Origin of the sequence: Serratia sp. CY52157 (assembly GCF_052168495.1) — a bacterium.
Lineage (GTDB): Bacteria > Pseudomonadota > Gammaproteobacteria > Enterobacterales > Enterobacteriaceae > Serratia > Serratia ureilytica.
The window spans coordinates 340,195-359,470 of sequence record NZ_JBJNMO010000001.1 but is presented as its reverse complement, the minus strand read 5'-3'; the positions used below and the strand labels follow the sequence as shown (position 1 = coordinate 359,470).

The window sequence follows — 19,276 nt, the reverse complement described above, 5'->3', positions numbered from 1 at the left end:
ATGATGTTCAACAAGAATAAAAAACCGTTTTCGCTGCGCGCCCGCTTTCTGATGGCGACCGCCGGGGTGATCCTGGCGCTGTCGCTCTCTTACGGTTTGGTGGCGGTCGTCGGCTACATCGTCAGCTTCGACAAGACCGCCTTCCGCCTGCTGCGCGGCGAAAGCAACCTGTTCTTCAGCCTGGCGCAGTGGAAAGACAACAAGCTCACCATCGCCATTCCTCCCGATATCGATCTCAATTTTCCCACGCTGGTGTTTATCTACGACGATAAAGGCAACCTGCTGTGGAGCCAGCGCAAAGTGCCGGAGCTGGAGAAGCTGATCAACAAGGAATGGCTGGAAGAGTCCGGCTTCTACGAAATTGACACCGATACCCGCATCAGTAGCGAAGTGCTGGGGGACAACCCCAAAGCGCAGGATCAGCTGAAGAATTATGACGATACCGATCAGAACGCGCTGACGCACTCGGTGGCGGTCAATACCTATGCCGCCACGGCGCGGCTGCCGGCGTTGACCATCGTGGTGGTCGACAGCATTCCGCAGGAGCTGCAGCGCTCCGACGTGGTGTGGGAGTGGTTCAGCTACGTGCTGCTGGCCAACCTGCTGCTGGTGGTGCCGCTGCTGTGGCTGGCGGCTTACTGGAGCCTGAGACCGATCAAGGCGCTGGTCAATCAGGTGGGCGAGCTGGAGAACGGCGAACGCGATCAGTTGGATGAGAACCCGCCCAGCGAACTGCGCGGCCTGGTGCGCAATTTGAACATTCTGGTGCGCAACGAACGCCAGCGCTACACCAAATACCGCACCACCCTGTCGGATCTGACCCACAGCCTGAAAACGCCGCTGGCGGTGCTGCAAAGCACCCTGCGCTCGCTGCGCAGCGGCAAGCAGACCACCATCGAAGAAGCCGAGCCGATCATGCTGGATCAGATCGGGCGCATCTCTCAGCAGATCGGTTACTACCTGCATCGGGCCAGCATCAACTCCGGCCAGACGGTGCTGACGCGCGAGATCCACTCGGTGCCGGCGCTGCTCGACAGCCTGGTGGTGGCGCTGAACAAGGTTTATCAGCGTAAAGGGGTGGTGATCACGCTGGACATCTCGCCGGAAGTGACCTTTATGGGCGAGAAGAACGACTTTATGGAAGTGATGGGCAACGTGTTGGAAAACGCCTGCAAATACTGCCTCGAGTTCGTGGAAATCACCTCGCTGCACTCCGAGAAAAACCTCATCCTCGTCATCGACGACGACGGCCCGGGCATCCCGGAAAGCAAGCGCCAGCTGATCTTCCAGCGCGGCCAGCGGGTGGATACCCTGCGTCCCGGTCAGGGCCTTGGCCTGTCGGTGGCGGCGGAGATCATCGAGCAATACGACGGCGAAATCGTCATCAGCGACAGCCCGCTCGGCGGCGCGCGCATGCAGGTCACCTTCGCCCGCCAGCACGATACCCACCACAACGAGTAAATTATGCCTCTGCGGCCCCGATCCACGGGGCCAAACTTCCGTTATAATCGCACTCAGGCTCACTTCTCTATCCTGGAATAGAACATGGATTATCAATTAGACCTGGACTGGAACGATTTTTTGCAACGTTATTGGCAAAAACGTCCGGTGATTCTGAAGCGCGGCTTCAAAAACTTTATCGATCCGATCTCCCCGGATGAGCTGGCCGGGCTGGCGATGGAAAACGAAGTGGACAGCCGCCTGGTCAGCCACCAGGACGGCCGTTGGCAGGTCGCGCACGGCCCCTTCGAGAGCTTCGATCACCTGAGCGAAAACAACTGGTCGCTGCTGGTGCAGGCGGTGGACCATTGGCATGAGCCTTCCGCAGCGCTGATGCGCCCGTTCCGCCAACTGCCGGACTGGCGGATGGATGACCTGATGATCTCCTTCTCGGTGCCGGGCGGCGGCGTCGGCCCGCACCTCGATCAGTACGACGTGTTCATCATTCAGGGCACTGGCCGCCGCCGCTGGCGAGTCGGGGAAAAAACGCCGCTGAAACAGCACTGCCCGCATCCGGATCTGCTGCAGGTAGAGCCGTTCGACGCCATCATCGACGAAGAGATGGAGCCGGGCGACATTCTCTACATTCCGCCGGGCTTCCCGCATGAAGGCTACGCGCTGGAAAACGCGCTCAACTACTCGGTGGGCTTCCGCGCGCCGAACGGCCGCGAGCTGGTGAGCGGCTTCGCCGATTACGTGCTGGCGCGCGAGCTGGGCAGCAAACGCTACGGCGATCCGGACGTTAAACTGCGCGAACACCCGGCGGAGATCCTGCCGCAGGAAGTGGACGCCTTACGGCAGATGATGCTGGATCTGGTGCAACAGCCGGAACACTTCCAGCACTGGTTCGGCGAGTTTATCTCCCAATCGCGCCACGAGCTGGATCTGGCGCCGCCGGAGCCGCCGTATCAGGCCGGGGAAATCTACGAACTGCTGCAACAGGGTGAAGCGCTGCAGCGCCTGGGCGGGTTGCGCGTGCTGCGCGTCGGCGATCGCTGCTTCGTCAACGGCGAACTGATCGACACCGACCAGCTGCAGGCCGCAGACGCCCTGTGCCAGCACTTCAGCGTCGACGCCGCCCTGCTCGGCGACGCGGTGGACGACCCGTCATTCCTGGCGCTGCTGACCGCGCTGGTCAACAGCGGCTATTGGTACTTTAACGACTGATTGCGAGTACGCGAACAAGCCACCCTATCGGGTGGCTTTTTTTATGCCTGCCGCGCCTGCGCGCGAAAACCGGCCAGCGCTTCATTCGCCATGCCCGCCTGCTCCGCCGCCGCGCAAATCTGCCGCCAGGTATTGGCGTCTATCGGTATGCCCTGCTGCAGCCGCGCCGCGCGGTTGGCCTCTTCCCATTCTCCTGGAACGGCGATCGGCTGTTCGCCGCTCGGCGGCGACGCCTTCACCCAGCCGATAAACGCTTCGGCCTCGGCCTGCATTTGCGGGGCGTCGAAGGCCTGAGGATCGAGGATCAGGGTCGTCATGCAGTTGAAGATGGCGTCGCTGTCGGCTTTCAGCGTGGCGTCGTGGGTGGTGCGGCCACCGGAGAGCGCGCCGCCGAGGATCTCGCACATCGCCGCCAACGCATAGCCTTTGTGCAAGCCGAACGGCAACAGTGACCCGAACGGCGCTTCGTGCATCACCTTCGGTTCGGTGGTGGGTTGCCCGTGTTCGTCGATCAGATAGCCCGGCGCCACCGACAAGCCTTTGTTATAGGCCACCCGGGTCTTGCCGAAGGCGATGCCGCTGGTGGCGAAATCCAACAGCAGCGGCGTGCGGCCCGGCCGCGGGAAAATGGCGCAGAACGGGTTGGTGCCGAAGCGGCGATCGCTGCCGCCGAACGGCGCCACCATCGGATCGCCCACCACGTTGACGAAGTGAATCGAGATAAAACCGGCGCGGGCGCACTGTTCCGCCCAATGGCCGATGCGGCCGATATGGTGCGCGTTGTGCAGCGCCACCGCCGCCAGGCCCAGTTTGCCGGCGCGCTCAATGCCCAGCGCCATCGCTTCGCTGGCCACCACCTGGCCGAAGCCGCGCGCGCCGTCGAGCGTCAGCACCGCGCCGGCGTCGCGCACCACCTCGGCATGTTGATTAAGCTGCAACTGCCCCTGCGCCAGCGATGCCATGTAACTGGGGATCATGCCGACGCCGTGCGAATCGTGCCCGGCCAGATTAGCCTGCACCAGGTGATCGGCCACCAGCTCGGCTTCGCGCGCCGTGCTGCCGGCCTGGCGCCAAATCGCCTGAACGAACTGCGTCAAATGCGAGCCGGCGATGCGGAATTCGGTGCTCATCATGCGGTCCTTATGCGTGGGGAATGGACTTCCACACTATGAGCAACGCCTTGTTGCGGCAAGCGATTATGATAATCGCAAGCGTCCCGTTTTACCGCGCCCGCTCGGCGGCCAGCGCCGCGATGCGCATGATCACCGCCACCGCTTGCTCCATGCCTTCCAGCGTCACGAATTCGTGCTTGCCGTGGTAGTTGTAGCCGCCGGTGAACAGGTTCGGGCACGGCAGGCCGCGGAACGACAGCTGCGCGCCGTCGGTGCCGCCGCGGATCGGTTTCATCACCGGTTCAATGTCGCAGTCGCGCATTGCCTGCTGCGCCAGCGCGATCGCGTGCGGATGCTCCGCCACCTGTTCGCGCATGTTGTAATAACTGTCTTCGATGCTGACTTCAATATAACAATCGCGCGGCAGGCCTTTGCCGACCTCGCGGGCGATCTCCACCATCTTGCGTTTGCGCGCCTCGAATCCCTCGCGCTCGAAGTCGCGCAGGATGTAGTGCATTTCGGCGCGTTCCACGCTGCCCTTGATGCTGCTGAGGTGGTAAAAGCCCTGGTAACCCTCGGTGGTCTCCGGCGTTTCGTCCGCCGGCAGCGCCTGATGAATGCGGGTAGCCAGCGACAGCGCGTTGACCATCACGCCCTTGGCGCTGCCGGGGTGCACGCTGTTGCCGAGGATTTTGATCGTCACCGAGGCGGCATTGAAGTTTTCGCACTCCAGCTCACCGACGCCGCCGCCGTCCACCGTGTAAGCCCATTCGGCATTGAAGGCCGCCACGTCGAACAGCTGCGCCCCCTTGCCCACCTCTTCATCCGGGGTGAAGGCCACGCGGATGTCGCCGTGCGGGATTTTGCGCGCGCGCAGGCGCGCCATGGCGGTGAGGATCTCGGCGATGCCGGCCTTGTCGTCGGCGCCCAACAGCGTTTTGCCGTCGGTGGTGATCAGGGTCTGCCCCAACATCTGGTGCAGGATCGGGAACATCACCGGCGATAGCACTTCATCGCCAATGCCGAGCGCAATGTCGCCGCCGCGATAGTTCTCGACGATCTGCGGATTGACGTGTTTGCCGCTGAAATCCGGCGAAGTATCCAGATGGGCGATAAAACCGACCGCCGGCACCGGCCAGGCGACGTTACCCGGCCAGGTGCCCATCACGCAGCCGTGCTCGCTGAGCGACACCCGCTCGAAGCCGAGCGCGATCATTTCCTGCTGCAACGCACGCGCCAGCTTCAACTGCCCGTCGGTGCTCGGCACATGCTTTACGTTCGCTTTGGACTGGGTGTCAAAAGAGACGTAGTTGAAAAAGCGGTCAAGTAATTTATCCATGGTAGCGGCCCCTCAGAATATCGCGTTTCATTATGCTGAACCGATCAGGATCAAATATTGCGTCAGGTCATTTTTAACCAGAATTCGCCAATATCATTAATCTTTGTGATGATTTCAGAGGGAAATAACGCTGTCATCACAGGGTCATTTGTCGCTATCATGATGAAAAACGCGGCATCTGGGCCGGATCGGCTTTCAATTCCGGCATTCAGCGTCTATCATGCGCGCTCGAAAAATTTCCATTGGCGCAACTGGTTTGAGCTTCTTTTGAATCGCGGGCCTGCCCGCAAGCTCCGGCAGTCTTTTCCAGTTGCGGTTCTATCTGCATTAGCCCACGGGATAGAGTAAGACGATAAATGACTGAGACATCCTCTCGAGCCCCCCTTGTTGAACTGCATGCCCTGAGCAAAGCGTTCGATGGCAAAACCATCATTGCCGATCTGGATCTGACGATTAATCACGGCGAATTCCTCACCATTCTTGGCCCCTCCGGCTGTGGCAAAACCACGGTGCTGCGCCTGATTGCCGGTCTGGAAGACGCCGATCGGGGCCGCATCGCGCTCGACGGCCAGGACATTACCGCCATTGCGGCCGAGCATCGCCACGTCAACACCGTGTTTCAGAGCTATGCCCTGTTTCCGCACATGTCGGTGTTCGACAACGTCGCCTTCGGCCTGCGCATGCAAAAGGTGCCGGCGGCCGAACTGACGCCGCGCGTCGAAGAGGCGCTGCGCATGGTGCAGCTGGATGCCTTCGCCAAGCGGCGGCCGGGCCAGCTCTCCGGTGGCCAACAGCAGCGTGTGGCCATCGCCCGCGCGGTGGTCAACAAGCCGAAAGTGCTGCTGCTGGACGAATCGCTGTCGGCGCTGGACTACAAGCTGCGCAAGCAGATGCAGAACGAACTGAAAGCGCTGCAGCGCAAGCTGGGCATCACCTTCGTGTTCGTCACCCACGATCAGGAAGAAGCGTTGACCATGTCGGATCGCATCGTGGTGATGCGCGAAGGCCGCATCGAGCAAGACGGCACGCCGCGTGAGATCTATGAAGAGCCGAAAAACCTGTTCGTCGCCAGCTTCATCGGCGAGATCAACATCTTCGACGCGGTGGTCCTGCAACGCCTCGATCCGCAGCGGGTGCGCGCCAACGTGGAAGGCCGCGAGTGCGACATCTATGCCGATCTGCCGGTAGAACCGGGCCAAAAGCTGAAGGTGCTGCTGCGCCCGGAGGATCTGCGGGTGGAAGAAGTGAACGACAGCGCGCAGCACGACGGGCTGATCGGTTACGTGCGTGAGCGCAACTACAAAGGCATGACGCTGGAATCGGTGGTCGAGCTGGAGAACGGCAAAACGGTGATGGTCAGCGAGTTCTTCAACGAAGACGATCCGGACGTCGATCACTCGCTCAATCAGAAGATGGCGGTGACCTGGGTCGAAAGCTGGGAGGTGGTGCTGGCCGATGAAGAAATCGCGTAAAGTCTTCCAGAATGTGGTGATCGTCGGCGTCGTCGCCTGGCTGTTGCTGTTCGTGTTCATGCCGAACCTGATGATCATCGGCGCCAGCTTCCTGACCCGTGATGACGCCAACCTGGTGCAGATGGTGTTCACGCTGGATAACTACCGGCGCTTGTTCGATCCGCTGTATGCCCAGGTGCTGCTGCACTCGCTGAACATGGCGCTGATCGCCACCCTGTGCTGCCTGGTGATCGGCTATCCGTTCGCCTTTATTCTGGCGCGCTTGCCGCAGAAGGTGCGGCCGCTGCTGCTGTTTCTGCTGATCGTGCCCTTCTGGACCAACTCGCTGATCCGCATCTACGGCCTGAAGCTGTTTCTCAGCACCCGCGGCTATCTCAACGACGCGCTGCTGTGGATCGGCGTTATCGACAAGCCGCTGCGCATCATGTACACCTCGGAAGCGGTGATCCTCGGCCTGGTGTATATCCTGCTGCCGTTTATGGTGATGCCGCTCTACTCCAGCATCGAAAAGCTCGATAAATCCTGCCTGGAGGCGGCGCGCGATCTCGGCGCCAGCAAGCTCCAAACCTTTATCCGCATCATTGTGCCGCTGACCATGCCGGGCATTATCGCCGGCTGCCTGCTGGTGGTGCTGCCGGCGATGGGGCTGTTCTTCGTCGCCGATCTGATGGGCGGCGCCAAAAACCTGCTGATCGGCAACGTGATTAAAAGCCAGTTCCTCAATATCCGCGACTGGCCGTTCGGCGCGGCCACCAGCATCTGCCTGACGCTGGTGATGGGGCTGTTGCTGCTGGTCTATTACCGGGCCGCCCGCCTGCTGAACAAGAAGGAGGATCTGGCATGATCGGACGTCTGCTGCGCGGCGGCTTTATGACGCTGGTATACGCCTATCTGTATATCCCGATCGTCATCCTGATCGTCAACTCCTTCAATGCCTCGCGCTTTGGCATCAACTGGCAAGGGTTCACCACCAAGTGGTACAGCACGCTGCTCAACAACGACAGCCTGTTGCAGGCGGCGGGCCACTCGCTGACCATGGCGGTGCTCTCCGCCACCTTCGCCACGCTGATCGGCTCGCTGACCGCAGTGGCGCTGTACCGCTACCGCTTCCGCGGCAAACCGTTCGTCGGCGGCATGCTGTTTGTGGTGATGATGTCGCCGGACATCGTGATGGCCATCTCGCTGCTGGTGCTGTTCATGTTGCTGGGCATTTCGCTCGGCTTCTGGTCGCTGCTGTTCTCGCACATCACCTTCTGCCTGCCGTTCGTGGTCGTGACCGTCTACGCGCGCCTGAAAGGCTTCGACGTGAAGATGCTGGAAGCCGCGCGCGATCTCGGCGCAAGCGAGTTCACCATCCTGCGCAAAATCATCCTGCCGCTGGCGATGCCGGCGGTGGCGGCCGGTTGGCTGCTGAGCTTCACCCTGTCGATGGACGACGTGGTCGTCTCCTCCTTCGTCACCGGGCCGAGCTACGAGATTTTGCCGCTGAAGATCTATTCGATGGTGAAAGTCGGCGTCTCGCCGGAGGTTAACGCGCTGGCCACCATTTTGCTGCTGCTGTCGCTGACGCTGGTGATCGCCAGCCAGTGGGTGATGCGCGATCGCTCGCCCAAGGCCGAGTAATCCTTCCCGCCGGGCGCTGCGGCGCCCGTCTCTTTCATTGACCACAATGATATGAAAGCGGCCTTTGGTGATGGCCCTGACTCGGTTAACCCGCTGATTTGCCGCTGGGATAACCGCCTTTACCCACCCCGCCCCGGCCCCTATAATGGCCCCTTTCTGGGGTATGGCGCGGCCGAAAACGGCGGCTCATACGGGTTCGGCTCACTACTGCTGAAGGATACGCTGCATGAAAAAGTGGTCACATCTGCTCGCAGCCGGGATGATGGCGCTGAGTTTCTGCTCTGCAAACGCCTCTGACGGCAAAACGCTGTATTTCTATAACTGGACTGAATACGTCCCGCCGGGGCTGCTGGAGCAGTTCACCAAAGAAACCGGCATCAAGGTGATTTATTCCACCTATGAATCCAACGAAAGCATGTACGCCAAGCTGAAGACCTACAAAGACGGCGCGTACGATCTGGTGGTGCCTTCCACTTACTTCATCGCCAAGATGAGCAAGGAAGGCATGCTGCAAAAAATCGACAAGAGCAAGCTCAGCCACTTCAAGGATCTTGATCCTACCCTGCTGAACAAGCCGTTCGATCCCAACAACGACTACTCCATCCCTTACATCTGGGGCGCCACCGCCATCGGCGTTAACAGCGACGCGCAGGATCCGTCCACCGTCACCTCCTGGGCCGATCTGTGGCAGCCGCAGTACAAAGGCCGCCTGCTGCTGACCGACGATGCGCGCGAAGTGTTCCAGATGGCGCTGCTCAAGCTGGGCTATTCCGGCAACACCACCGATCCGAAAGAGATTGAAGCCGCCTACCGCGAACTGCAAAAATTGATGCCGAACGTGCTGGCCTTCAACTCCGACAACCCGGGCAACCCGTTTATGGAAGGGGAAGTCAACGTCGGCATGGTGTGGAACGGTTCGGCCTTCGTGGCGCGCCAGGCCGGCACGCCGCTGGAGATCGTCTGGCCGAAGGAAGGCGGGATCTTCTGGATGGACAGCCTGGCCATTCCGGCCAACGCGCGCAACGTCGAGGGGGCGCTGAAGCTGATCGACTTCCTGCTGCGGCCGGAAATCGCGGTACAGGTGGCGGAAACCATCGGTTACCCGACGCCAAACCTGGCGGCGAAGAAGCTGCTGTCGCCGGAGATCGCCAACGATCCGTCTCTCTACCCGGATAAAACGGTGATTGAGCACGGCGAGTGGCAAAACGACGTCGGCGACGCCAGCACGCTGTACGAAAGCTACTTCCAAAAGCTGAAAGCCGGGCGCTAACACGCCCCGCCATCCCATCAGGGCGCGCATTGCGCCCTGATGTCTTTAGGGCTTATCGGCCCGCGCCACCTTGCCCACCAGGAATTTGTGCACAAAACGCGGCACCACTTCGCTGGCCAGGCCGTAGTGTTTCTCGTCGAACTGGCTTTCCACCTGACTCGGCTCCAGGTTCAGCTCCATCGCGTAGGCGCCGCCCAGCCGCGCCTCATGCACGAACCCGGCCGCCGGATAGACATGGCCGGAGGTGCCGATGGCGACGAAGAAATCGGCCTTGCTCAGCGCCTGGTAGATGTCGTCCATGCCCAGCGGCATCTCGCCGAACCACACCACGTGCGGCCGCAGCGGCGCCGGGAACTGGCAGCAGTGGCAACGCTCGTCGACGCTGAGATCGCCGGGCCACTCGAACACCTGGCCTGACTGGGTGCAGCGCACCTTCAGCAATTCGCCGTGCATGTGCAGCACCCGCTTGCTGCCGGCGCGCTCATGCAGGTTATCGATGTTTTGCGTGACCAGCAGGAAGTTGTCCCCCAGCCACTCTTCCAGATCCGCCAGCGCGCGGTGCGCGGCGTTCGGGGCAATGTCCTCCGTCTGCAGCTGGCGGCGGCGTTCGTTGTAAAACGCCTGCACCAGCGCCGGATCGCGCTGAAAACCTTCCGGCGTGGCGACGTCCTCCACCCTGTGCTCTTCCCACAGCCCATCCGCGGCGCGGAAGGTGCGAATACCCGACTCGGCCGAAATGCCGGCCCCGGTCAACACCACCACAAACGGCTTTTTCAGCTCGGCCGCCGCCATGGTGTCACGGTGAAAAATGCGTGAACGAAAGCGCTGATGCAGCACATGCTTACTCTTGCGAAACTGACACAGCCGATGGCGAGTGTGCATTAACTCTCTCCTTACTTTTCCCTGTTTACCCTTCTTACTGGACGTTGCGGCGTTGTTAGCTGTATACATTCACGCCTAGCCGCAACGCCCATTACGTTGGGCGAGCCAAATTGAGGAACGCTGCGCCGCGCACGCCGCCGGCGTCGCCATAGCGCGCCTTCTCGATGCGCGGCAGCCGAGCCACCCGCAGCAGGTGCGCCGGCAGCCGCTGCGGCAACGCCTGGTAAATGGCGTCGAAGTTCGACAGCCCGCCGCCGATCACCACCAGGTGCGGATCCAGCACCGTCAGCAGGTTACCCAGGCAGATCGCCAGCACGTCCATAAAGCGATCGACATGCGCCACGGCCTGCGGCTCACCCGCCTGATAATGCGCAATGATCTCGGTGGCGGGCAAGCACCGGCCATAAAAATGGGCGTACATCCATTCGAAACCGCGGCCCGATATGTAATTTTCAATGCAACCCTGATGGCCGCACCCGCAGGCGACGCGAGGCACATCACGCCCCAGCACCTCGAGCGCGTCCACCGGCAGGCGCAAATGGCCGAACTCGCCGGCGATATAGTTGCGCCCGGGCACCGTCTTGCCCTCGACGATCAGGCCGCCGCCTACGCCGGTGCCGAGGATGATGCCCAGCACCGTCGGGTAGCGGCGGAACTCGTCGTCCCAGGCCTCCGACAGCGCAAAGCAGTTGGCGTCGTTATCGACCCGCACCTCGCGCCCGATCAGCGCCGCCAGATCGCGCGGCAGCGGCCGCCCCATCGCCGCCGGCACATTGGCGGTAAACAGCGTGCCGTCATCGTCGTTGGGCAGGCCCGGAATGCCGATGCCGACGCTGCCGCGCCGGCCGCAAAACGCATCCGCCTCAAGGGTCAGCTCGCACAGCGTGGCCAGCAGCTGCCGGTAATCTTCACGCGGCGTCGGCACCCGCTTTTGCCAAATGCGCTGCAGGTTGTCGTCGAACACCCCCAGCTCAATCTTGGTGCCGCCCATATCGAAACCGTAGTACATAACCCATCCCCAGGCTAAAAAAACGGGGCGGCATCGCTGCCTCCCCGTCGGTTTTATTGTCCGCTCAGCACCCGCGCCGGATCGATGCGGCTGGCGCGCCTCGCCGGATACCAACTGGCCAACAGGCTCAGCACGATGGCGGTCGCCAGCACGATCAGCACATCCAGCCAGTGCAGCTCGGAAGGCAGGAAGTCGATGAAGTAAATATCGCCCGACAGGAAGGAGTGACCGACCAGTTTCTCGATGCCACGGATGATGTTGGTCAGCTGCAGCGAGGCGATCACCCCGATCACCACGCCGCTCAGGCTGCCCAGCAGCCCGGCCAGCAGCCCGTACCAGATGAAGATGGCGCGGATAAAGCCGTCTTTGGCGCCCAGGGTGCGCAGCACCGCGATGTCGGCGCTTTTGTCTTTCACCGCCATCACCAGCGTGGAGACGATGTTGAAGCAGGCCACGCCGATCACCAGCACCATCGCCAGGTACATGATGGCGCGGATCATCTGGATGTCGCGGTACATGTAGCCGTACTTGCCGATCCAGCTCTTGATGTAGATGTAAGCGTTGGTCACTTCGCCGGCGTCGCGCACCAGCTTGTTGGCGGCGAACACGTCGTTCATCTTGAGCGCGATGCCTGTGACGCTGTCACCCATGTCGAGATACTGCTGCGCGTCGGCCAGCGGCACCAGCGCCAGGCTGTGATCGAGCTGGCCGCTGAGCTGCAAAATGCCGGTCACGTGCAGGCGAATGCGCTTCGGCTGCAGCAGCTTCATTTCCGGGTCGCTGTTGGGGATCATCACCGTGACATAGGCGCCCTGCTTGACGCCCAGCGCGTCGGCCACGCCCTTGCCGAGGATCACCTGCTGCTCGCCGGGCTTGAAGTTGGCCCAGGCGTCGCCTTGCACATACTGCGGCAGCGCGCTCAGTCGGCTCTCCTGCTGCGGATCCACGCCTTTGACTTCCACCGCGCGCAGCTGCGCGCCGTTTTCCATCAGGCCGGTAAAGTTAATGTACGGCGCGGCGGCCAAGATGCCCGGCACCTTTTCCACCCGCTGCAGAATCGACGGCCAACCGCTGAACGGCTGATTGACCGGCTCGAGCTCGCCGTGCGGCACCACCGCCAGAATGCGGTTCTTGAGCTCGCGCTCAAAGCCGTTCATCGCGCTCAGACCGACGATCAGCACCGCCACCCCCAGCGCGATGCCGATGGTGGAGATGACCGAGATCAGCGACACCATGCCGCCGCGTTTACGGCCGCGGCTAAAACGCAGGGCCGTCAGGAAGGACAGTGAGGCTCCCGCCATTACTCGGCCCCCATCAGGGTCAGCTGCGCCTGCAGGTGGCCGTCGGCCATTTCCAGCTGGCGGCTCAGGCGCTTGGCCAGCTGCAGATCGTGCGTTACCACCAGGAAAGCGGTGCCCTGACGCACGTTCAGCTCGCCGAGCAGATCGAAGATGCTGTCCGCGGTGCGCTTGTCGAGGTTGCCGGTCGGTTCGTCCGCCAGCACCAGCGCCGGGTTATTGACCAGCGCGCGCGCGATCGCCACGCGCTGACGCTCGCCGCCGGAAAGCTCGGACGGGCGGTGTTTGCTGCGCTTTTCCAGCCCGACCGCCGCCAGCATCTCCCGCGCTTTCTCCTGCGCCTGCGCCGGTTTGGCGCCGCCGATCAAGAGCGGCATGGCGGCGTTTTCCAGCGCGGTGAAGTCCGGCAACAGATGGTGGAACTGATAGATGAAGCCCAGTTGGCGGTTGCGCAGCTCGGCCTTGGCCGCCGAAGACATGGCGTTCAGCGATTCGCCCTTAAAGATCACTTCGCCGGAGGTCGGCGAGTCCAGCCCGCCCAGCAGGTGCAACAGGGTGCTCTTGCCGGAACCCGAGCTGCCGACGATCGCCATCATCTCGCCCTGCTGCATGGCAAAGCTGACGTTGCGCAGCACGTCGGTGTGCAGGTTGCCTTCCTGATAGGTCTTGCACAGGTTGTCACACTGCAGCAAAAGATGGTTACTCATAACGTAAAGCCTCAGCGGGTTGTACGGCGGCAGCGCGCCATGAAGGATAGAGCGTGGACAACAGGGAAACCGCCATCGCCACCACGGCGATGATCGTCACCTGTAGCGGATCGACCGCCACCGGCAGCGAAGCGCCGTCGATCAATGCGCCGAGGATCGGCATCAGGTTGTTCAGGTTGGTGGCCAGCAGCACGCCGAGCAGCGTGCCGAGCAGCGAACCGATGATGCCGGCACTGGCGCCCTGCACCATAAATACCGACATGATCTGGCGACGGGTCAGCCCTTGAGTCTGCAGAATAGCGACCTCGCCCTGCTTCTCCATCACCAGCAGGCCGAGCGAGGTAATGATGTTAAACGCCGCCACCGCCACGATCAGGCTGAGCAGCAGCCCCATCATGTTCTTCTCCATGCGCACCGCCTGGAACAGCTCGCCCTTGCGATCGCGCCAGTCTTTCCAGACGGTGCCCGCCGGCAGCGCCTGCTGGCTGAGGGTATCGACCGTCAGCGGCTGTTGCAGGAACAGACGCCAGCCGGTGATGTTGCCGGCCGGGTAGCGCATCAGGCGCGAAGCATCCTGTTGGTTGACCAGCAGCTGATAGCCGTCCACCTCGCTGTTGGCGTGGAAGGTGCCGATGAGGGTGAACAAACGCTGGCTGGGAATGCGGCCCATCGGCGTGAACTGGCTGGCGCTCGGCACCATCACGCGCAGCGAATCGCCGCGCTTGACGCCGAGTTGCCCCGCCAGCTGTTCGCCGATGATGATGTTGTATTGGCCCGGCTGCAGCTGTTGCTGCTTGACGTTGACCAGATACGGGGTCAGCGGATCGGCCTCGTCGGGATTCACGCCGAGCATCACCCCGACCGCCACGCTGCGAGCGCTTTGCAGCACCACGTCACCAGTGGTCAGCGGCGCAACGCGCGTGACGCCCTGCAGCTTCTGCACCTCGGAGGCCGTCAGCTGCTGCGGGTTGACCGATCCTTGCGGACTGGTGACCAACGCCTGCGGCATCAGGCCGAGAATGTTGTTCTCCAGATCCTTTTCGAAACCGTTCATCACCGACAGCACGGTGACCAACGCCATCACCCCCAGCGTAATGCCGATGGTGGAAAGCCAGGAAACAAACCGCCCGAAGCGGTCTGAGGCTCGCCCGCGCATGTAGCGCAGGCCAATGAATAACGCGACAGGTTGATACATGAAATCCGTTTGATAGCCGTGGCTTAAGCAAAGTGATCACGGATTATATCGTCGCCGTGAAAACAATTAAATGAAAAATAAAGATTTTTACGATTCTTGCATCGATGTGCATGTGGCATTTCCATCGCGGATAACCCCTTGTTTACCCTTGACTGTTTTGGTGAGTCGCCGAAAATGTTTTTGCCGGTCCGCCTCAGTTTCTTCTGAAAATGACAGTGTCGCCTGCGAAATCGCATTTGCCCCTGTCGCTCGCAGGGCACCCGCCGCGCCCTCGTTTTCCATCATTATTGGCACATGCCGTTATCCGACGGGTTTCAGTCTGGGACTCCCGCACAGGATCGCCAGCGATTTCGGCCTATGTTACTATCTGCCAACATTGACGAAGTTGATGATAGTTATCGGTTAAACCCAAGGGCAATCAATGAGAACGGAAACAAAATATAAAATTTATGCCGACTTCTTTCGCGCCAGCAGAAAGTCCGGCGTCGCAAGACTAATCAAGTCCCTTTTCCAACAGAACTACATCGGCTTTAACTATATTTTCACGCTGAGGCTGCACAGTGATTTTCATTCCAGGAAACGCAATATCGTTGAGAGAATTTGCTTCCGCCTGCTGGTAAAGAATCTGAAGCGCCTGCAAATAAAATATGGCATCGAAATTCCCCATCAGGCCAGCATCGGTGAAGGTCTGGTTATCCCGCATTTCGGTGGCATCGTCATCCATCCCAACGTCAAAATTGGTAAAAATTGTACCATCCTGCAAGGGGTGACCATCGGCAACAACCTCTTCAAAAGCCGGGACGACGTTGCCACTATCGGCGATAACGTCACCATTGCCGCCGGAGCAAAAATCGTTGGCCCGGTCACCATCGGTGACAATGTGACGATTGGCGCCAACTCCGTAGTCACCAGCGATATCGAGCCCAACTGCATCGTGGCAGGCATACCGGCTAAAATCATTTCGCGCAAAGCGTCGATTGTCCTGAATACGGATTACCTGTCGTTTGACGAATATCAGAAGCGCTAATCTTGCGCTGTTTCCGCCCCTCGCGACGCCTGTTTGGCGTCGCGCTTGCATGCAATGCCAACCCAATAACTTGCGAGACAGGGCACTTTTATCGGTGTCAGTTTGCCGGCCGCTGGGCTACTATAAACAGCATAAAGGCGCTGGGTTATCCGTGCCGGGACGCCATCCAACACATTGATTAAAGATACCTGAATGAGCACTTCCGATAGCCGTAACCGTTCCTCATCCCCCCGTTATTCTCTGCCCGAACGCGCGGGCGATCTGCGCCAGCTGGGGCAACTGACCGGCGCGGCCTGCGCCGTGGAGTGCGCCGAGATCGTCGAGCGTCACCCTGGCCCGGTAATGCTGATCGCGCCGGACATGCAAAACGCCCTGCGGCTGCGCGACGAGATCCAACAGTTCACCGATCAGATGGTGACCACCCTGTCCGACTGGGAAACCCTGCCGTACGACAGCTTCTCGCCGCACCAGGAAATCATCTCCGACCGTTTGTCGAGCCTGTATCACCTGCCGACCATGGCGCGCGGCGTGATCATTCTGCCGGTCAATACCCTGATGCAACGCGTCTGCCCGCACGAATTCCTGCACGGCCATGCGCTGGTGATGAAAAAAGGCCAGCGCCTGTCGCGCGACAAACTGCGCGCGCAGCTGGAACAAGCCGGCTACCGCAGCGTCGATCAGGTAATGGAGCACGGCGAATTCGCCACCCGCGGCGCGCTGCTCGACCTGTATCCAATGGGCAGCGATGAGCCTTACCGCATCGACTTCTTCGATGACGAGATAGACAGCCTGCGCATCTTCGACGTCGACACCCAGCGCACGCTGAGCGAAGTCGAGGCCATCAATCTGTTGCCGGCCCACGAGTTCCCTACCGACAAAAACGCCATCGAGCTGTTCCGCAGCCAGTGGCGCGAGCAGTTTGAGGTGCGTCGTGACGCCGAGCACATCTATCAGCAGGTCAGCAAAAGCGCCTGGCCCGCCGGCATCGAATACTGGCAGCCGCTGTTCTTCAGCCAGCCGCTGCCGTCGCTGTTCAGCTACCTGCCGGCCAATACGCTGATCGTCAACACCGGCGATCTGGAGGGCGCCGCCGAGCGCTTCTGGCAGGACGTCAACCAGCGTTTCGAAAGCCGCCGCGTCGATCCGATGCGCCCGCTGCTGGCGCCGGATACGCTGTGGCTGCGCGTTGACGCACTGTTCGGCGAGCTGAAAGCCTGGCCGCGCATCGCGCTGAAAACCGATGAGCTGCCAGCCAAAGCGGGCAATACCAATCTGGATTACCATGCCCTGCCCGATCTGGCGGTGCAGGCGCAGCATAAATCCCCGCTGGATAATCTGCGCCGCTTTATTGAAAGTTTTGACGGCAGCGTGATCTTCTCCGTCGAGAGCGAGGGGCGGCGTGAAACGCTGCAGGATCTGCTCGGCCGCATCAAGCTGGCGCCTGCCTTGATCCAACGACTCGATCAGGCGGAAACCGCGGGCCGTTACATGATGGTCGGCGCCGCCGAACACGGCTTCCTCGACGGCCTGCGCCGGCGGGCGCTGATCTGCGAAAGCGATCTACTCGGCGAGCGCGTCAGCCGTCGCCGGCAGGACAACCGGCGCACCATCAACACCGATACCCTTATCCGCAACCTGGCGGAGCTGCATCCCGGCCAGCCGGTGGTGCATCTGGAGCACGGCGTCGGCCGCTACGTCGGTCTGACCACGCTGGAAGCTGGCGGCATCAAGGCCGAATACCTGATCCTCTCCTACGCCGGTGAGGACAAGCTGTACGTGCCGGTTTCTTCGCTACATCTGATCAGCCGTTATGCCGGCGGCGCGGACGAAAACGCACCGCTGCACAAACTGGGCGGCGACGCCTGGACCCGCGCGCGGCAGAAAGCCGCCGAGCGGGTGCGCGACGTGGCGGCCGAGCTGCTGGATATTTACGCCCAGCGCGCCGCCAAGGCCGGTTTCGCCTTCAAACACAACCGCGAGCAGTACCAGCTGTTCTGCCAGAGCTTCCCGTTCGAAACCACGCCGGATCAGGAACAGGCGATCAACGCGGTGCTGAGCGACATGTGCCAGCCGCTGGCGATGGACCGCCTGGTGTGCGGCGACGTCGGCTTCGGCAAAACCGAAGTGGCGATGCGCGCCGCCTTCCTGGCGGTGGAAAACGGCAAGCAGGTGGCGGTGCTGGTGCCGACGACGCTGCTGGCGCAGCAGCACTTCGACAACTTCCGCGATCGCTTCGCCACCTGGCCGATCCGCATCGAGATGATGTCGCGCTTCCGCAGCGCCAAAGAGCAGCAACAGGTGCTGGACGACGCGGCCGAAGGCAAAGTGGACATCATCATCGGCACCCACAAACTGCTGCAGAGCGATCTGCGCTGGAAGGATTTGGGGCTGCTGATCGTCGATGAAGAGCACCGCTTTGGCGTGCGCCACAAGGAGCGCATCAAGGCGATGCGCGCCGACGTCGATATCCTGACGCTGACCGCCACGCCGATCCCGCGGACGTTGAACATGGCGATGAGCGGCATGCGCGATCTGTCGATCATCGCCACTCCGCCGGCGCGCCGCCTGGCGGTGAAGACCTTCGTGCGCGAATACGACAGCCTGGTGGTGCGCGAGGCGATCCTGCGCGAAGTGCTGCGCGGCGGCCAGGTTTACTACCTCTACAACGACGTGGAAAACATCGAAAAAGCGGCGCAGCGTCTGGCTGAACTGGTGCCGGAAGCGCGCATCGCCATCGGCCACGGCCAGATGCGCGAACGCGATCTGGAACGGGTGATGAACGATTTCCACCACCAGCGCTTCAACGTGCTGGTGTGCACCACCATCATCGAAACCGGCATCGATATCCCCAGCGCCAACACCATCATCATCGAGCGGGCCGATCGCTTCGGCCTGGCGCAGCTGCATCAATTGCGCGGCCGCGTCGGGCGTTCGCACCACCAGGCTTACGCCTATCTGCTGACGCCAAACCCGAAAGCCATGGGCACCGACGCCCATAAACGGCTCGAGGCCATCGCCTCGCTGGAAGACCTCGGCGCCGGTTTTGCGCTGGCGACCCACGATCTGGAGATCCGCGGCGCCGGTGAGCTGCTGGGCGAAGACCAGAGCGGCCAGATGACCACCGTCGGCTTCTCGCTCTACATGGAGCTGCTGGAAAGCGCCGTCGACGCGTTGAAAAACGGCCGCGAACCGTCGCTGGAAGATCTTACCAACAGCCAGACCGAGGTGGAGCTGCGCATGCCGGCGCTGCTGCCGGAAGATTTCATTCCCGACGTCAATACCCGCCTGTCGCTGTATAAGCGCATCGCCAGCGCGAAGAACGACGGTGAATTGGATGAGCTGAAGGTCGAGCTGATCGACCGCTTCGGCCAGCTGCCGGACGCGGCACGTAACCTGTTGCAGTGCGCAGCGCTGCGGCTGCATGCGCAGAAGCTGGGGATCAAACGCATCGAGAGCAATGAGCGCGGCGGCTTTATCGAGTTCGGCGACAATAACCGCGTCGACCCGGGTTATCTGATCGGCCTGTTGCAGGGCAATCCGCAGGTTTACCGCCTGGATGGCCCGAGCAAGCTGAAGTTCACGCTCGATCTGGCCGATCGCCAGAAACGCCTGACGTTCACCGAAGAGCTGCTGAACGCGTTCCGCAAACACACGCTGGCGGCCTGAGCCAACGCC

17 protein-coding genes are annotated in these 19,276 nt (G+C 61.5%); 9 read left to right on the top strand and 8 right to left on the bottom strand.

From position 1 onward, the window contains the following. Positions 1-3 precede the first annotated feature (3 nt). Positions 4-1,461, top strand: coding sequence for a two-component system sensor histidine kinase PhoQ (gene phoQ / locus ACJ8IP_RS01785; RefSeq protein ID WP_033652118.1), 1,458 nt, complete (start codon positions 4-6; stop codon positions 1,459-1,461). Positions 1,462-1,545: 84 nt separating this feature from the next. Beyond that, positions 1,546-2,667, top strand: a complete 1,122-nt coding sequence (locus ACJ8IP_RS01780; protein ID WP_004941161.1) for a ribosomal protein uL16 3-hydroxylase — start codon at positions 1,546-1,548, stop codon at positions 2,665-2,667. A gap of 41 nt (positions 2,668-2,708) precedes the next feature. Here ACJ8IP_RS01780 and ACJ8IP_RS01775 read toward each other — a convergent pair whose 3' ends face one another. Together ACJ8IP_RS01775 and pepT are read right to left on the bottom strand one after the other, a co-directional pair. Next, positions 2,709-3,797 (bottom strand): malate/lactate/ureidoglycolate dehydrogenase, encoded by a 1,089-nt coding sequence (locus ACJ8IP_RS01775; protein ID WP_072627794.1) that lies wholly within the window; start codon positions 3,795-3,797, stop codon positions 2,709-2,711. Between the two features lie 91 nt (positions 3,798-3,888). Further along, positions 3,889-5,118 carry a peptidase T gene (pepT, locus tag ACJ8IP_RS01770; protein WP_033642773.1) on the bottom strand — a complete coding sequence of 410 codons (1,230 nt, stop codon included), beginning with the start codon at positions 5,116-5,118 and terminating at the stop codon, positions 3,889-3,891. A gap of 57 nt (positions 5,119-5,175) precedes the next feature. Between pepT and ACJ8IP_RS01765 the strand changes: the two genes are divergently transcribed. From ACJ8IP_RS01765 to potD, 5 genes are all read left to right on the top strand, one after another. Continuing rightward, positions 5,176-5,466: a hypothetical protein gene (locus ACJ8IP_RS01765; protein WP_129993149.1), complete on the top strand. Its 291-nt coding sequence runs from the start codon at positions 5,176-5,178 to the stop codon at positions 5,464-5,466. An 8-nt stretch (positions 5,467-5,474) separates the two neighbouring features. Beyond that, entirely contained in the window at positions 5,475-6,590 is a 1,116-nt protein-coding gene (gene potA, locus ACJ8IP_RS01760) for a spermidine/putrescine ABC transporter ATP-binding protein PotA (protein ID WP_033642772.1), read from the top strand. Next, positions 6,574-7,434, top strand: coding sequence for a spermidine/putrescine ABC transporter permease PotB (gene potB / locus ACJ8IP_RS01755; RefSeq protein WP_033642771.1), 861 nt, complete (start codon positions 6,574-6,576; stop codon positions 7,432-7,434). The genes potA and potB overlap by 17 nt, the downstream gene beginning before the upstream one ends. Next, a complete protein-coding gene (gene potC, locus ACJ8IP_RS01750) occupies positions 7,431-8,213 on the top strand; it encodes a spermidine/putrescine ABC transporter permease PotC (protein WP_033642769.1) in 783 nt (260 codons plus the stop codon). Before potB ends, potC begins: the two co-directional genes overlap by 4 nt. 226 nt (positions 8,214-8,439) lie before the next feature. Then, on the top strand, positions 8,440-9,483 hold the full coding sequence (gene potD, locus ACJ8IP_RS01745; protein WP_033642768.1) for a spermidine/putrescine ABC transporter substrate-binding protein PotD: 1,044 nt from the start codon (positions 8,440-8,442) through the stop codon (positions 9,481-9,483). Positions 9,484-9,528: 45 nt separating this feature from the next. On the opposite strand, the gene cobB is transcribed toward potD, so the two are convergent. The 6 genes from cobB to ACJ8IP_RS01715 all read right to left on the bottom strand — a co-directional run bounded on the left by cobB (position 9,529) and on the right by ACJ8IP_RS01715 (position 14,859). After that, the gene (cobB, locus tag ACJ8IP_RS01740) at positions 9,529-10,365 is read right to left on the bottom strand and encodes a Sir2 family NAD+-dependent deacetylase (protein WP_046899329.1); all 837 of its coding nucleotides are present in this window, start codon (positions 10,363-10,365) and stop codon (positions 9,529-9,531) included. A 91-nt stretch (positions 10,366-10,456) separates the two neighbouring features. Beyond that, a complete protein-coding gene (gene nagK / locus ACJ8IP_RS01735) occupies positions 10,457-11,374 on the bottom strand; it encodes an N-acetylglucosamine kinase (RefSeq protein WP_164106070.1) in 918 nt (305 codons plus the stop codon). Between the two features lie 53 nt (positions 11,375-11,427). Further along, positions 11,428-12,675, bottom strand: a complete 1,248-nt coding sequence (gene lolE, locus ACJ8IP_RS01730; RefSeq protein WP_004941124.1) for a lipoprotein-releasing ABC transporter permease subunit LolE — start codon at positions 12,673-12,675, stop codon at positions 11,428-11,430. After that, positions 12,675-13,379, bottom strand: coding sequence for a lipoprotein-releasing ABC transporter ATP-binding protein LolD (gene lolD / locus ACJ8IP_RS01725; RefSeq protein WP_004941120.1), 705 nt, complete (start codon positions 13,377-13,379; stop codon positions 12,675-12,677). Before lolD ends, lolE begins: the two co-directional genes overlap by 1 nt. After that, positions 13,372-14,574, bottom strand: a complete 1,203-nt coding sequence (gene lolC, locus ACJ8IP_RS01720) for a lipoprotein-releasing ABC transporter permease subunit LolC (protein ID WP_116286402.1) — start codon at positions 14,572-14,574, stop codon at positions 13,372-13,374. Before lolC ends, lolD begins: the two co-directional genes overlap by 8 nt. 87 nt (positions 14,575-14,661) lie before the next feature. After that, positions 14,662-14,859, bottom strand: coding sequence for a hypothetical protein (locus ACJ8IP_RS01715; protein WP_139276940.1), 198 nt, complete (start codon positions 14,857-14,859; stop codon positions 14,662-14,664). 136 nt (positions 14,860-14,995) lie between these two features. Here ACJ8IP_RS01715 and ACJ8IP_RS01710 point away from each other — a divergent pair, with 136 nt between their 5' ends. Further along, positions 14,996-15,601 (top strand): serine O-acetyltransferase, encoded by a 606-nt coding sequence (locus ACJ8IP_RS01710; RefSeq protein ID WP_025302502.1) that lies wholly within the window; start codon positions 14,996-14,998, stop codon positions 15,599-15,601. 192 nt (positions 15,602-15,793) lie between these two features. Then, positions 15,794-19,267 (top strand): transcription-repair coupling factor, encoded by a 3,474-nt coding sequence (mfd, locus tag ACJ8IP_RS01705; RefSeq protein WP_273974332.1) that lies wholly within the window; start codon positions 15,794-15,796, stop codon positions 19,265-19,267. Positions 19,268-19,276 lie beyond the last annotated feature (9 nt).